Annotated in this window: 13 protein-coding genes; 7 read left to right on the plus strand and 6 right to left on the minus strand. The window is 34.8% G+C overall.

All coding sequences use genetic code 11. From position 1 onward, the window contains the following. Positions 1-35: 35 nt before the first annotated feature. Positions 36-2549, minus strand: coding sequence for a translocation and assembly module lipoprotein TamL (gene tamL / locus HM983_RS02600; protein ID WP_179343825.1), 2514 nt, complete (start codon positions 2547-2549; stop codon positions 36-38). A gap of 179 nt (positions 2550-2728) precedes the next feature. Here tamL and HM983_RS02605 point away from each other — a divergent pair, with 179 nt between their 5' ends. Further along, entirely contained in the window at positions 2729-3463 is a 735-nt protein-coding gene (locus tag HM983_RS02605; protein WP_179343827.1) for a TrmH family RNA methyltransferase, read from the plus strand. Here HM983_RS02605 and porT read toward each other — a convergent pair. Beyond that, positions 3450-4166 carry a type IX secretion/gliding motility protein PorT/SprT gene (gene porT / locus HM983_RS02610; RefSeq protein ID WP_179343829.1) on the minus strand — a complete coding sequence of 239 codons (717 nt, stop codon included), beginning with the start codon at positions 4164-4166 and terminating at the stop codon, positions 3450-3452. The genes HM983_RS02605 and porT overlap by 14 nt on opposite strands. Then, positions 4166-4900 (minus strand): bifunctional demethylmenaquinone methyltransferase/2-methoxy-6-polyprenyl-1,4-benzoquinol methylase UbiE, encoded by a 735-nt coding sequence (gene ubiE / locus HM983_RS02615; protein ID WP_179343831.1) that lies wholly within the window; start codon positions 4898-4900, stop codon positions 4166-4168. The genes porT and ubiE overlap by 1 nt, the downstream gene beginning before the upstream one ends. 117 nt (positions 4901-5017) lie before the next feature. Between ubiE and trkA the strand changes: the two genes are divergently transcribed. From trkA to HM983_RS02640, 5 genes are all read left to right on the plus strand, one after another. Further along, on the plus strand, positions 5018-6367 hold the full coding sequence (gene trkA, locus HM983_RS02620; protein WP_179343833.1) for a Trk system potassium transporter TrkA: 1350 nt from the start codon (positions 5018-5020) through the stop codon (positions 6365-6367). Positions 6368-6370: 3 nt separating this feature from the next. Then, entirely contained in the window at positions 6371-7873 is a 1503-nt protein-coding gene (locus tag HM983_RS02625) for a TrkH family potassium uptake protein (protein WP_179343834.1), read from the plus strand. A gap of 57 nt (positions 7874-7930) precedes the next feature. Then, complete coding sequence (locus HM983_RS02630) at positions 7931-8500, plus strand: hypothetical protein (protein WP_179343835.1); 570 nt, start codon at positions 7931-7933, stop codon at positions 8498-8500. A gap of 1 nt (position 8501) precedes the next feature. Continuing rightward, positions 8502-9926, plus strand: a complete 1425-nt coding sequence (locus HM983_RS02635; RefSeq protein WP_179343836.1) for a DUF5723 family protein — start codon at positions 8502-8504, stop codon at positions 9924-9926. 169 nt (positions 9927-10095) lie between these two features. Beyond that, on the plus strand, positions 10096-10344 hold the full coding sequence (locus HM983_RS02640; RefSeq protein ID WP_179343837.1) for a hypothetical protein: 249 nt from the start codon (positions 10096-10098) through the stop codon (positions 10342-10344). Positions 10345-10492: 148 nt separating this feature from the next. Here the strand turns inward: HM983_RS02640 and HM983_RS02645 are convergent, their stop codons facing one another. Both HM983_RS02645 and HM983_RS02650 read right to left on the minus strand, forming a co-directional pair. After that, positions 10493-11677: a pyridoxal phosphate-dependent aminotransferase gene (locus HM983_RS02645; RefSeq protein WP_179343838.1), complete on the minus strand. Its 1185-nt coding sequence runs from the start codon at positions 11675-11677 to the stop codon at positions 10493-10495. 19 nt (positions 11678-11696) lie between these two features. Beyond that, a complete protein-coding gene (locus HM983_RS02650) occupies positions 11697-12797 on the minus strand; it encodes a fatty acid desaturase family protein (protein WP_179343839.1) in 1101 nt (366 codons plus the stop codon). Between the two features lie 143 nt (positions 12798-12940). Here HM983_RS02650 and rsmG point away from each other — a divergent pair, with 143 nt between their 5' ends. Further along, positions 12941-13567 carry a 16S rRNA (guanine(527)-N(7))-methyltransferase RsmG gene (gene rsmG / locus HM983_RS02655; RefSeq protein ID WP_179343840.1) on the plus strand — a complete coding sequence of 209 codons (627 nt, stop codon included), beginning with the start codon at positions 12941-12943 and terminating at the stop codon, positions 13565-13567. 148 nt (positions 13568-13715) lie between these two features. Here rsmG and pruA read toward each other — a convergent pair whose 3' ends face one another. Continuing rightward, positions 13716-15344, minus strand: a complete 1629-nt coding sequence (gene pruA, locus HM983_RS02660) for an L-glutamate gamma-semialdehyde dehydrogenase (RefSeq protein ID WP_179343841.1) — start codon at positions 15342-15344, stop codon at positions 13716-13718. Positions 15345-15421 lie beyond the last annotated feature (77 nt).

The following is a 15421-nucleotide window of genomic DNA, read 5'->3' on the forward strand; positions in this document are numbered from 1 at the left end:
GTGAAACACCGAAAACGATATAGTTAAAGACGGGATTAAAAAGGGTAATTAATACCAATATTATAGACCGCGTTTCTAAAGTTATAATTTTTAAACCAACGATCTCCAATGTCCTGAGAGGGATCATAAGTTTTAAAGCCAACGTCAAAACGCAACACAAAAAAATCAAAATCATATCTAATGCCAAAACCTGAACCCACCGCAATATCCTTTAGGGAACCTAAATTAGTGAATGTAGCTGCTTCATCTTCAACATTATCCAGAACATTCCATATGTTACCTGCATCAATAAATAAGGCTCCTCTAAACTGACTAAATAATGCAAAACGTTGCTCTGCACTCAAATGAATTTTAAAGTTAGCCTCGTTAAATTCATTTGTAGTTTTTGAACTTCCGGGTCCTAAATTATATGCGGTCCATGCTCTGTTGTCATTGGGACCACCAGCAAAAAAACTCTCAGCAAATGGGATACTATTGGAGTTTCCATAAGGTATAGCGATACCAGAGTAAGTACGGAATGCTAAAATATTCTTACGGCCTAAATCAAAATATTTTATGTAGTCTATTTCAGTTTTGAAGTATTGGGAAAAAGCCACTCCAAAAACTTCATAACTACCATTGTCGTTTTTGGTCGATCCGATAAGGTTAGAAACACCCGAAAGCAAATTACCTGCAAGTTCTACTCTCCACCTGAACACCGAAAAATCATTGTCAAACAGATTTTGTCTTCGGTCTTTTTTATAATCAAAACTCGATGAAATAATAAGGTTGTTTTCGGTCAGTCTATTCTTTCTCTCATCAATATTGTTCACAACTGCAAAATCATCGTCGCCTGCAGATAATCCTGTGTTACCTGCTAATACATTATCTATAAAATCATCGGCAGGTGCAAAGGGATTGGAAGTATTATCATCATTTTCTAAAGTCTCATTATCACCAATAAAACCAATGTTCCGTGCAATGGTATTTAAGCGGCTAAAAGAGTTGGTGTAAACACCGAAGTAGTTGTTGGTATTTAAGTTTTTAACGAACTGAACATTAAGTGATTCAAAAGTATGGGAAACAGTATTCTTTGGTTGCCAATTGTAACTTACGATACCAGATAGCGTCTGCTTATCTAAACCAATGTTTTGTTGGCTCGTGGCGGAGAGATTTATAGCAGTATTAGGTGCCATATACTTTGGGATAATACTATCTGTATTAAATGGGGTAAAGAGGCGAGGGAGGGTTAACCTCATATTGGCTCCGAACTCGTTAATATCAAAAAAAGCATCCACATCATCAGACCGGTCCTTAGAAGCACCAACTGAAGCAATTCCGCTAATCTCTAGTGTCTCAGCTCCTTTAAAGACATTTCTTATTTTTAAACCAGTACTGAATGAAAATCCGATAGTCTGTATATTACTTTGCGTAATTTCTGGATGAAAGCTCAGTTGGTATTTTTTCTTAGGTTCTAAATAGATATTAGCGGTGAGCGTAGTGTCCTCTTCATTTTCTATATATTCTATACTTGGATACCTAAACATTTGTAAATCATTGAGGTAACGTGATGTTCTGCTTCTGGCCAAATCGCTATATTTTTCACCTTTATTTATAAACACTGCATCAGTTAATGCTTTTGGCCTAAAGCGTAATTTGTCTTTGCTATAAAGATTGTAATTTTTAAAAACCGTGGTGTCTGTTACCGTATCGAATCTATTTTCATACGTATCATCCGTATATAGATTGACTTCTTTTACCTTATATATTTTGAACGGAGTTACGGTCGATGAATCATCACCTCTAATAATGCGATTAGAAATTATTAAATCCGTATTAATTTTGTGTTCGGTGCCAATGGTATCTGTTTCAAACCTAATATAATCTTGGCCAAAATAATAGAAACCTTCATTCCTTAAATAGGTGTTGATGCGCTCACGCTCATTTTCGAAATTTTGCTCGTCGTACTGCTCACCTTTTTTTAATAGAGAAGCTTTACTGAATTTATTGTACAAAGAATCAATAGCAGGCGTGCTGATGATGGCATTTATAGAATCTAAAACGTAGGGTTTGTTCTTATTTACTTTATAAGTTATTTGAGCACGCTTATTACTGTCCTTCTCAATTTCGTAATCTACTTCTGAATTAAACCATCCTTTACTGAAATAATATTTTCTCAGCTGATTTGTTGTTTTAATGGTTTGTGTTTCATCTAATATCACTGGAGCCTCGCCAGTACGTTTTAACCAACTGTTAAAATTTCTTCGGGATGAAATGGATTTGTCAAACTGCTTTTTCGAAAGTAACGCAATTCTGTTATTAACTTTTGATGTGTCACTCAAGATGTTTGCATTAAGAATGGAATCAATATTTGGTCGTGCCAAATTGTAAATGTGAAGCCTGAGTGGAAAACTGATAAACCCATTCATACCCAAATTGGTTTTTTGAATAATGATGTTGTTAACGCGTTCCTCATTATTCACTTTGCCATCTTCTAAAATCGTATTTTCAGTGATGAGATGTTCGCCTTCATTTACTCGTTTTACAACGTTACATGAATTTAAAAACATAATCGCAAGCCATAAAAGAGCAATCCTTCGATACGAACGGAAGCTATTTACGGATTTAAAAATTGAATGTGGAGCACCCAAATGTTATGCTGGTTTTTTTTGATATATGTATGGGAAACAAAAATTAGTCCAAAAAAGGTTTACTTTGTAACACCTCTAACAAATGTAAATACATTTTAATGGTTACAAAGCATCAGATAAAGTTAATTAATAGTTTATCCCAAAAAAAATATAGACAGGAGCATGGTTTATTTATAGTTGAAGGAATTAAGGGAATTAAAGAGTTCTTGATATCTAATTTTCAGCTTGGAACATTATACACTACCAAAGATATCTTTGAAACTTCTAAATCAAAGCTTGTGGAAATCTCGGAAACTGAACTAAAAAAAATCAGTAACCTTAAAAATCCAAATATAGCCTTGGCGATTTTTAAAATTCCAGAACCAGTTGCACCAAAATCACAAGGTCTTATTGTGGCATTGGACGATGTGCGTGATCCTGGTAATTTGGGCACCATAATCAGACTTTGCGATTGGTACGGTGTTAGTCAATTAATATGTAGTAAGACTACTGTAGATTGTTATAATTCTAAAGTTGTGCAAGCCACAATGGGTTCACTAACAAGAGTGAATATTTGTTATCTAAATTTAGAAACATTTATTGCAAGCAGTAATACCAATGTTTATGGAACTTTTATGGATGGGGAAAATATTTATAATTCTGAATTGCCAACTGAAGGAATTATCGTTTTGGGTAACGAAGCCAATGGAATATCTAGTGCTGTAGCAGATCAAGTGAACCGAAGAATTACAATTCCGCAGTTTGGAGAAAATAAATCTACAGAAAGCTTGAACGTCGCAAATGCAACAGCTATAGTTCTAAGCGAATTTAGACGACGCTCTATTGAAAAGTAAAGTTGATGAAAACACCTCTAGTTTGCATCTTGGCAACATTGCCTGTCCAAGGACTATTTGGATCTGCATCTCTGATAATTTCGTCATTTATAGCAAAAACACCACGAATGGAAGGCGTAAATTTAAAGTAGAGGAGATATAGGTCAATTCCAAAACCTATTTCATAAAAATAGGTATTCTTTGTCATTCTAAATTGGCCCGCATTGTTGTCATCAGGATTGTCCTCGTTGCTCGAAAGATTAAGAGCGGCAGATAAACCACCAACAATAAAGGGTTTAAAATTGTTAATGCGTTTCGTCGAAGCTTTTAATAATAATGGCACATGGATGTAGGTAGATTTAATTTCTCTCAATAAATCAGCATCATTAAACTCCATGCCAGCAAAATAACTTTCATCATAACGCAAGGTGCGTGTTGTGAAGAAAACACCTGGCTCTAATCTCAGGTTCAAATAATCATTAATGCGCATATCACCAATAAGGCCCAAATGAAAACCACCGGAAGTATCGACTAATATATCTTCTAAATCTTGGTTGTAATTGAATTTGAAATCATAGTTGTTAAAACCAATAAAATAACCATAGGTAAACTTTTGCTGGTCAATATTATTAACATAATTGGTCACTTTCTCCTTCGTAAACAGCTGTGCAGATAGCGTTTGAAAAGAAAATAAAAGTGCAAAAAGAAAAACGATGTGTTTCATTATTTTGATTTGGATGCTGTATAAATAGTTGCCACTCCCATAGTTTGTGGCAGGTCTTTGACATTAATAAACCCAATTTTTCTCAAAATATTGTTTAACGCTTCTCCATATGGAAATACTGAAGCAGATTCACTTAAATATTTATATGCCACTCTGTCTTTTGAAAAGATTTTACCAATGGTAGGTAATATAAATTTAGAATATGTGTGATATCCAAATTTGTAAAAGGGATTGGTAGGTACGGATGTTTCCAGAATTACAAATATCCCATCTGGCTTTAGTACGCGTAAAATTTCAGCTAAGCCATTTTCAAGATTTTCAAAATTACGTACACCAAAAGCGACTGTAATAGCATCAAAGGTATGATCTTCAAACGGCAAATCTTCAGAATCTCCGATTACCATAGATATAATTCCGTCTAAATTTTTAGATTTTATTTTCTTTCTACCTACTTCGAGCATGCCATCACTTATGTCCAAGCCGATTATTTCAGTAGCGCTCGTAGAAGTAAGTCCAATGGCCAAATCGCCAGTGCCAGTCGCAATATCCAAGATGTTTTTTGGATTAGTCTTAGCGACAATATCCACTACCTTATTTCTCCACTTCACATCAATGCCAAAAGATATAACACGATTAAGACCGTCATATTCCTCTGAAATGTTGTCGAACATCTTAGTGACCTGAGCTTTTTTTGTCTCTTCGCTATCTTTGTAAGGGCGTACTTTTTTGGACATAAAAAATTTTTTGCAAATATATGGATTAGTTACTTCACCTTATAACTTTAAGTGCCTAACACATAATCAAACTTCTAACTTCTTAGTATATTTGCATCTTCATTAGATAAAGTAACGATGAAAATAATAATTGCAGGTGCTGGGGAAGTAGGATTTCATTTAGCTAAATTACTGTCTTACGAATCTCAAGAGATTACTCTTATTGATACTACTAAGGACAGTTTAGCTTATGCTGGTGAGCATTTAGATATTAGAACAATAAAAGGTGATGCAACTTCCATCGCAACTTTAAGAGATGCCAGAATTGATACGGCTGAGCTTTTTATAGCCGTGACATCTTCCGAGAGTATTAATATTACTGCCAGTGTTTTGGCAAAACAATTAGGTGCTAGAAGGACGATTGCTCGAATTTCAAATACAGAGTTTATTGAGAACAAGGAGGTGGTTGGATTTTCAAAATTTGGAATAGATGAACTCATATCACCAGAATCACTAGCTGCTTCAGAAATTGAATTACTTCTCAACCAATACGGTTTCAATGATACTTACCAGTTTGAAAATGGAGCACTCACTATGTTGGGTCTTAGACTAAGTAGAACAGCAACTTTTGTTGGCAAAACTGTAAAAGAAGCAGCAGAATTATATTCCGAAGTACATTTTATCCCAATCGCCATTCAGCGTTATGCCACTCAGTATACTATTATTCCAAGAGGTGATACCATTTTTAAAGAAGGGGATAAGGTTGTTTTTGTTACTTCCAAAGGAGGAGACGAAGAGCTCTTTGAACTATCTGGTAGAGTAAAGGTGGATATCAAAAATGTGATGATTCTTGGAGGTAGTAAAATCGGATATAAAACAGCTCGTGATCTTTGTGCCAATAAATTTAATGTGAAACTTATCGAAAGCAAAAAATTGATAGCCGAAGATTTGGCTGAAGAATTACCAAATGCATTGATCATTTGTGGAGACGGAAGAAATGTTGATATTTTAGATGAAGAAAGCATTTCTGAAATGGACGCTTTTATCGCTGTTACCGGAAATTCTGAAACTAATATTATGTCCTGTCTATTGGCAAAATCCAAAGGAGTAAAAAAGACCATTGCATTGGTTGAAAATATGGATTATTATCAATTATCACAATCTATAGGCATAGATACACTCATTAACAAAAAACTGTTGGCGGCCAATAATATCTTTAGATATATAAGAAAAGGAGAAGTTGTTGCCATGACGAAACTCACTAACATGAATGCTGAACTATTGGAATTTGTGGTAAAACCAAATTCTAAAATCACCAATAAGCTCATAAAAGATTTAAAGTTTCCGAGATCAGCGATTATTGGAGGGGTTATTAGAGATGGAAAAGGAATGATTCCGTTAGGCACTTTTAAAGTTGAAGCTGGTGATAGGGTAGTGGCTTGTTGCTTACCACGTTCTATTACAGAAGTAGAAACGTTTTTCTCTTAATTCATGGCAGGTCTTAAGCTCAATTATAAAATTATTTTTCATTTTTTCGGACTGCTGCTATTATTCAATGGTGGCTTCATGTTACTTTCTTCTTTAATAAGTTTAATCTACAAAGATGGAGTAACTCTTGATTTATTTTTAGCTGGAATTGCAGTTCTTATTATCGGTACTTGCACCATGGTGGCTACCTTAAAACACCGAAAGGAAATGAATAAGCGCGAAGGTTATATCGTTGTGGCTTTCGGTTGGATAGTGATGTCGCTTTCTGGAACTTTACCCTATTTAGTAACAGGTGCTATTCCATCATTTACAGATGCATTTTTTGAAACCATGTCTGGTTACACTACAACTGGAGCCAGTATACTCAATGATATTGAAATAATTCCAAAAGGGGTATTATTTTGGCGAAGCATTACCCATTGGATTGGTGGTATGGGAATTATTGTATTGGCCATTGCTATTTTACCTTTATTGGGAGTGGGTGGTATGCAGCTCTTCGCGGCTGAAGCGCCAGGTCCTGGTGGTGATAAATTGCATCCAAGAATAACGGATACCGCAAAACGTCTTTGGCTCATATATTTTGGCTATACAGCTGCGGAAACTATATTGTTGCAAGTAGCAGGTATGTCTTTTTTCGATGCCGTAAACCATGCATTAAGCACCTTGTCTACAGGTGGTTTTTCTACTAAAAATGCAAGTCTGGCATATTGGAACGATCAACCTTTAATACAATATATTGTCATATTTTTTATGTTTTTGGCTGGTACAAACTTTGTATTGAGCTATTATCTTTTTAAAGGTAAAATTTTGAATATTGTTAAGGATGAAGAGTTTAGACTTTATTTTAAATTTATCATTGGATTTACCATTGTTGCGTCTTTGCTCATATACTTTAGGGCAGATGTATCACAGTCTTCTATATTGCACCCAATGGTATTTGGTGAATTAGAAAGTGCTATACGACATGGTCTTTTTCAGGTACTGGCTATTGTGACGACGACTGGTTTTGTGAGCGCAGATTATACATTGTGGACACCTTTTCTAACAGTTTTTTTCTTTGGATTAATGTTTCTCGGAGGATCAGCTGGTAGTACGTCTGGTGGTGTTAAAGTAGTAAGACATCTCATCTTAATTAAAAATGGTTTTTTAGAATTTAAAAGAGCCTTGCATCCCAATGCCATTTTACCGGTACGCTATAATGGCAAATCTGTTTCAGGTGATATTGTTTTTAATATTCTAGGTTTCTTTATTTTATATATGTTATCCTTTATTATTGGAGCTTTGGTTTTTTCGACCTTTCAAATAGATTTTGTTTCAGCAGTTGGATTATCTGCATCCAGTTTAGGCAACGTAGGACCAGCACTGGGTGATTTCGGACCAGTTAATAATTACGCCGCATTACCACCTTCGGGCAAATGGTGGGCTTCCTTTTTAATGCTAATTGGCCGTTTAGAATTGTTCACAGTTCTTATTTTATTGACTCCATTCTTTTGGAGAAATCGATAATCTGCAATATGTTTTTAATTTAAAACGTTATTTTAGTCAACCCTAAATGCTATTACGATGCAAATAAGTAAGGTTAGTGCTCTGCTATTTAGCTCTATTTTAATTGTTTTCTTCACATCTTGTGTAAAAGATGTAGATTTTGAACAAGCCGAAAATATTACGTTGACTCCTACAATAGCGTCAAGTATTCTTTTCTCTAATAGTGAAGCTTCCCGTTTTTCTGATAATGGCATGGAACTAGAGACGGTTACTGACACCGTACCTGATATCACCATACTTAAGGACCAATTTGTAAACGATAATCTAATTAGAGCCGAGTTGGTGTTTGAAGCTGCCAATACTATAAATAGGACGTTTGGATTACAAGTAGACTTTCTTAATGAAGATGATGAGTTAGAACATACCTTTTCTTTTTTTGCTAATCCATCTTCCAATGGAAATGAAGTGATTACTAACTATACTGAAATTTTTGAGGATGATAGTTTAGAAGCACTTAAGTTTACTTCAAAACTAATTATAACTTTGTCTCTACTGCCCAGTAACGATGGTTCAATGTTAAATGAAAACTCGGAAGGTAATATAGGATTAAAGTCGAAAGGGATATTTTATTTTAATGTAGAACTGTAGAATGAAGCGTCATACATTATATACGTTGGCGCTATTTTTGGCTTTAACCCTTTCTTCTTTTTCTCAAAATAAACAACTATTATTTGGGTTTACTGATATTCCGCAATCCGTACTTATCAATCCCAGTACACAATTGGAGAACGACTGGTTCGTTGGTTTTCCTTTATTATCTCAACTTCATGCTAATGTTGGCTTATCTGGTGTTAGTGCCTTTGATTTGTTTGCTGATGACGGGAAAGATTTTAATTCAAAGCTGCAAGATGTTGTTTTTAGAATGGAAGCAACAGATTTTTACACCGCAACACAGCAGGTTGAAATTTTCTCAGGAGGATTTTCCAAGGGTAGTTCTTTTGAAAGAGATAGCTATTTTTCTTTTGGTATCTATTTAGAAAGCGATGTCATAGTTTACCACCCGAAAGACTACTTGGTATTGGCTTATGAAGGTAACGCCAATAATATAGGAAGACCATTTGATATTGGAGATTTAAATGTGAGTGCGGAAATGCTTTCGGTATTTCATTTCGGTTTTTCGAAAAAAGTGAATGAAAAATTAACCCTTGGAGCTCGAGCAAAAATTTACTCAAGTATTTTTAATGTTAATTCAACTAATAATAGAGGTGTTTTTATCACGGAAGAGGGTGAGAATAATTTGTTAAAACATACATTTATTTTAGATTTAAATGTCAGTACATCAGGCTTAAAAAGTCTTTTGAATGATGAAAACACTAATGCTACTAACGATACGCAAGAACTGGTTAAAAGAGTTCTTTTAGGAGGAAATTTAGGTCTTGGGTTAGATGTTGGAATGACATATCAGGTTTCTGATCAAGTACAATTTGAAGCTAGTTTACAGGACTTTGGCTTTATTAATCACACCAAAGATCTAGAAACCTATGACATAAAAGGAAATTTTGTTTTTGATGGTATCAATCCTGTTTTTCCAGAAGTAGGTGATGGACAAACGGCAGAGGAATATTACGAAGAAATCTCAGAAAATTTTGAAGAGCTTTTTGATACGGAAGCCGAAGCCGAGAAATATACAACTTTGAGACCAATAAAATTTAATACGGCTTTACGTTATGCCTTTGGAAAAAACCGTTCTAGAGACTGTAACTGTTTGGCAGATGATGATGGTTACATCAATGCTGTTGGTGTGCAGTTATATGCTATTAATAGACCAAAAGCACCACAAATGGCTTTGACTGCTTTTTATTACAGAAGAATTTTAAGAGGCTTAAGAGCAAAGGTGACTTACACTATGGATAGTTTTTCGTATACCAATGTTGGGTTAGGTATGTCTGCACATTTGGGACCATTAAATTTCTACATTTTAGCAGACAATCTTTTAGAATATCAAAATTTAGCAAAAGCGCAAAGTGCATCTTTGCAATTGGGACTCAATTTGGTCTTTGGAAGAGGTCAATAATTAAATAATTTCACTTTTTTTTCAATTTTTCTAATTGATAGCTAGCCTATAATTCTACTAGTGTTTTTTGATTTAATAAGTTTTCATCCTTTGCTATTGTTGGGACGAGGGTTGTAACAATTGTTTGATATAAGCGTCATATCTATGTAACCAATTAAATTTATCAATCATGGAATTAGTAATCAATCAAAAATTAAAAAATGTATCAGAACCCATTGAGGTATTTCATTCTAAACACGAAGGAATCTTACATTCTCACTACAAATCTGTAGTTAACAAGAATTTTAATGCAACCGATTCAAAGTCTGTATTCGGAATTAGACAACGACTTAAGGCTTCGCAGTTAAGTAAAATAGATCATACCGCTGCAATTTTAAAACTTTCCGTTTTTGCTTTGCTTTTAATAGTGTTGTTTTGATAAAACAGAATAGAATACTTAATTTAAAGATTTTCTTTTATTTATAGTTGCTACAGCTATATTATTGTAGTTAATCTTTTAGTATAACAAAAGACCTTTCAAAATATTGAATTTGAAAGGTCTTAATTTTAAATATCTAAATATAAAACTAGCTTAAAGCAATTTTTATTCGCTTTATGGCTTCGATAATATTGTCTTGTGAAGCAGCATAAGAAAGTCTAATACATTCTGGATTGCCAAAAGCTTCACCAGTTACCGTAGCAACAAGTGCTTCTTCCAGAAGAAGAAGAGAAAAGTCTGTGGCGTTATTAATTTTTTTACCTTTTATCGTCTTACCAAAATAAGAAGCCACATTTGGGAATACATAAAAAGCACCTTCTGGCTCATTGGTTTTAATACCATCGATTTCATTTAATAGACCCAAAATAAGTTGACGTCGTTCTTTAAACTCATCAACCATAAACTTTATTTTGTCAGGCGAAGCTTCTAAAGCAGTAATAACTGCACGTTGTGCAATACAATTAGCGCCACTAGTAACTTGACCCTGCATTTTGTTACAGGCTCTCGCAATCCAATCTGGCGCACCAATATAACCGATTCTCCAACCTGTCATAGCAAATGCCTTGGATACTCCGTTTACCGTCACTGTTCTGTTAAACATATCTTCAAATTCTGCCATACTAAAATGACCACCCTTAAAGTTAATATGCTCGTAAATTTCATCTGAAACCACGTATATATTAGGATGCTTTTTCAATACGTCTGCCAAAGCTCTTAATTCTTCTCTGCTGTAAACAGAGCCACTTGGGTTACAGGGAGAACTGTACCAAATCATTTTGGTCTTTGGTGTAATGGCAGCTTCAAGTTGATCGGCTGTCATTTTAAAATCATTTTCAATCGATGTTTGCACCTCAACTGGTACGCCACCATTTAATTTAACTATATCATTGTAGCTTACCCAATATGGACAAGGAAGTATTACCTCATCTCCATCATTTAGCATTACAGATGCCACATTATATAAAGATTGCTTTGCGCCTGTAGAAACAACAATTTGAGATGGTGAATAATTTAAATTATTATCGCGTTTAAACTTGGTAATAATGGCTTGTTTAAGCTCCACATAACCATCAACAGGTGAGTAGCTGTTGTAATTTTGGTTAATGGCTTCAATAGCTGCATCTTTAATAAAGTCTGGTGTGTTAAAATCAGGTTCTCCTAAACTTAGCCCAATAATATCTTTTCCTTCGGCACGTAATTCTCTGGCTTTTGCTGCCATCGCTAAGGTAGCTGATGTTGATAGGTTGTTAATTCTATCGGAAAGTTGGTTCATGAATAAGTAATATTGAAAATTATGCTTGTAACGCTGGTCTTGCACCCATTTCCTTTAGGAATTTGAAGTGCGCAGCAATAGCTTTTCTTGTCGTTTCGTATTCTTTATATGGTAAATTAAATTCCTTGGCTGTATCCTTCACAATCTTAGCAATTTTTCCATAATGGATATGGCTTATGTGTGGAAAAATATGATGCTCTACTTGATGATTCAATCCACCTGTATACCAATTGATAAACCAGCTTTTAGCTCCGAAATTTACTGTTGTTTTAAGTTGGTGAATGGCCCAAGTATTTTTCATGGTACCATCCTTTTCTGGCATAGGCATTTCAGCTTCGTCCATCACGTGTGCGAGTTGAAATACAACACTTAAAATTAAACCAGCTACATAATGCATAATCAAAAACCCAATCAAAACTTTATACCAAGCTATGTCGGTCAATAATATGGGAAGTACTATCCACATAGCAATATAAATGATTTTTGAAATGACTAATTTACTCCAATTCACAACGGGATTAGGTAATTTACCATAAGATAATTTACGTTTCATATAACGTCTCATTTGTTGAAAATCAGTCGTAATCGCCCAATTGATAGTTAACAATCCGTATAATAATATCGAGTAATAATGTTGAAATCTATGGTGATTATGCCAATCGGCATGTTTTGAAAATCGTAAAATTCTACCAGCTTCCAAATCTTCGTCATGTCCATGAATATTGGTGTAGGTATGGTGTAAAACGTTGTGCTGTACTTTCCAATTATAGACATTTCCGGCTAAAATATAGATGCTACTACCCATTAAACGGTTCACCCATTCTTTATTGGAAAATGATCCATGATTGCCATCGTGCATCACATTCATGCCAACACCGGCCATACCAACACCCATTACGATAGTCAATAAAATTTGAGCCCAAGTAGGTATATTTAGTGTAAGCAATAAAAAGTATGGAGTCAGAAACATTGCAAACATTACAATGGTTTTAACCCAGAGCTGCCAGTTACCGGTTCTTTTGATGTTATTTTCTTTAAAATAAGAATTAACGCGTTTGTTTAACGTCCTAAAAAATTTTGCAGAGTCCGTTCTAGAAAAGGATAAGGTCTGTTGTGCCATATGTTCAATTTTTAGGTTATAACGAAATTAATTTAAAAACATTATAACTGCGCAAAGATAGTCAATATATAAATCGCATGACTAGTCGTTAACAGTTTAAATTTAATCACTAAAATAAGTACTTTTGCCGAAACAAAAATATAATGGAACTTATCTTAAAATATTTCCCGAATTTATCTGAAAAACAAATCGAACAATTTGAGGCTTTGGAAGGTCTTTATAAAGATTGGAACAGTAAGATAAACGTGGTGTCCCGTAAGGATATTGACGAGCTATATTTGAAGCATATATTGCATTCTCTAGGGATTGCAAGAGTAATTGAATTTGCTGATAACTCGTCTATCTTGGATGTAGGAACTGGAGGTGGATTTCCAGGGGTTCCTTTAGCAATATTATTTCCGAATTGTCATTTTCATTTGGTAGATAGTATCAATAAAAAACTTAAGGTAATTGAAGCTGTTTGCGAATCCATCGAATTATCTAACGTGAAAACCACACATAGTAGAGTAGAAGCTATCGATGATACTTATGATTTTATTGTGAGTAGAGCTGTAACAGCAATGCCAGAATTTACAAAATGGGTAAAGGGGAAAATCGCAAAAAAGCAACAGAATGAAATGAAGAACGGTATTCTTTATTTAAAAGGTGGTGACTTAACGGAAGAGTTGAAAAAATATACCAATGTAAAAGCTTATCTACTGTCAGATTATTTTGACGAAGAATTTTTTGAAACTAAAAAAGTGATCTATTTGCCGTTGAAATATAAATAAGACCCTCCGTACATTAAATTTTATTTTGAGGTGTCAATTCGAATAATTTTGAGGCACAAAAAATTGTATAGAGAACTTTTATTATCATCTAAAAAAAATCCTTAAAACAATTAAGTCTTAAGGATTTTTAATGATTTATTTTGAGAAATTATTCTCCTAAAAACGGATATCTGTAATCAGTTGGTGTTACGAAGGTTTCTTTAATTAGTCTTGGAGACACCCAACGCAATAAGTTTTGAGCACTTCCTGCTTTGTCATTTGTTCCAGACGCTCTTGCTCCACCAAATGGTTGCTGACCTACGACTGCACCAGTAGGCTTGTCGTTGATATAAAAGTTTCCTGCTGAATTCTGAAGTGCTTTCGTCGCTTCTTGAATCGCGTATCTATCGGTTGATAAAATTGCTCCTGTAAGCGCGTATTCGCTAGTTCCATCAACAACTTTCAGCGTTTCAGAAAACTTATCATCTTCATAAACGTAAATTGTAATTACCGGACCGAATAATTCTGTGCACATCGTTGTATATTTTGGATCCGATGTTACTATTACCGTTGGTTCAACAAAATAACCTTTGGATTTGTCGTAATTTCCACCAGCAATAATTTCGGCGTTGCTGTCTGATTTTGCACCATCAATATATTTGGCCAATTTATCAAAGGAACCTTCGTGAATTACAGCTGTAACAAAATTACCCAAATCTTCTGGAGACCCCATTTTAAAAGATTTTAAATCCTCTAAAAGATAATCTTTCACGTCTGACCAAATTCCTTTTGGAATATAGGCTCTTGAAGCAGCACTACATTTTTGACCTTGAAACTCAAATGCTCCACGTGCAATTGCAGTAGCAACTTGCTTAGCATTTGCTGTTTTATGAGCAACGATAAAATCCTTTCCCCCTGTTTCACCAACAATTCTAGGATAGGTTTTATAGTTGTGAATGTTGTTTCCTATTTGCTTCCACAATTCTTTAAATACATCTGTAGAACCTGTAAAGTGCAATCCTGAAAAGTCTGGACTTGCCAAAACAGTATCTGTAATCATTTTTGGGTCGCCAAAAACAACATTGATGACACCATCAGGTACTCCAGCTTCTTTAAAAATGTCCATAATTACTTTTGCAGAAAATACTTGGCTGTCACTCGGCTTCCAAACCACAACATTACCCATCAATGCCATACAAGCTGGCAGATTTCCTGCAATAGCTGTAAAGTTAAACGGTGTCACAGCATAAGTAAAGCCTTCAAGCGGTCTATACTCAACACGGTTCCATGCATCACTTGTGCTTTCTGGCTGTTCCATATAGATATCAGTCATAAACTGAACATTAAAACGTAAGAAATCAATAAGTTCACAAGCGGCATCGATTTCAGCCTGGTGTACAGTTTTAGACTGGGCAATCATGGTTGCTGCATTAATTTTTGCTCTGTATGGTCCAGCAATAAGTTCGGCAGCTTTTAAGAAAATACCTGCACGTTGTTCCCACGGTAATTGAGACCATTCTTTACGTGCTTCTAAAGCTGTAGAAATAGCGTCTTCAACATGTTGTTTTTCGGCCAAATGGTACTCTCCAACAATATGCTTATGGTCATGTGGAGGTGACATAGTTCTAGTATTTCCAGTTTTTATATCTTTTCCATTGATGTATAATGGCACTTCAACTTTACTGTTAAACATATTCTTATATGCCTCTAAAACGGCTTCGCGTTCAGGACTACCTGGTGCATATGTTTTAACGGGTTCGTTGACTGCTAACGGTACATTAAAGAATCCTTTTCCCATTGATAAAAATTTTTTTTCATTCCCGAGAAATCGGGAATCTGATTTATGTTGTTTTTTGAGATTCTCACTTTTGTGAG

Source organism: Winogradskyella ursingii, from assembly GCF_013403975.1.
In the GTDB taxonomy this organism is placed as follows: Bacteria; Bacteroidota; Bacteroidia; order Flavobacteriales; family Flavobacteriaceae; genus Winogradskyella; species Winogradskyella ursingii.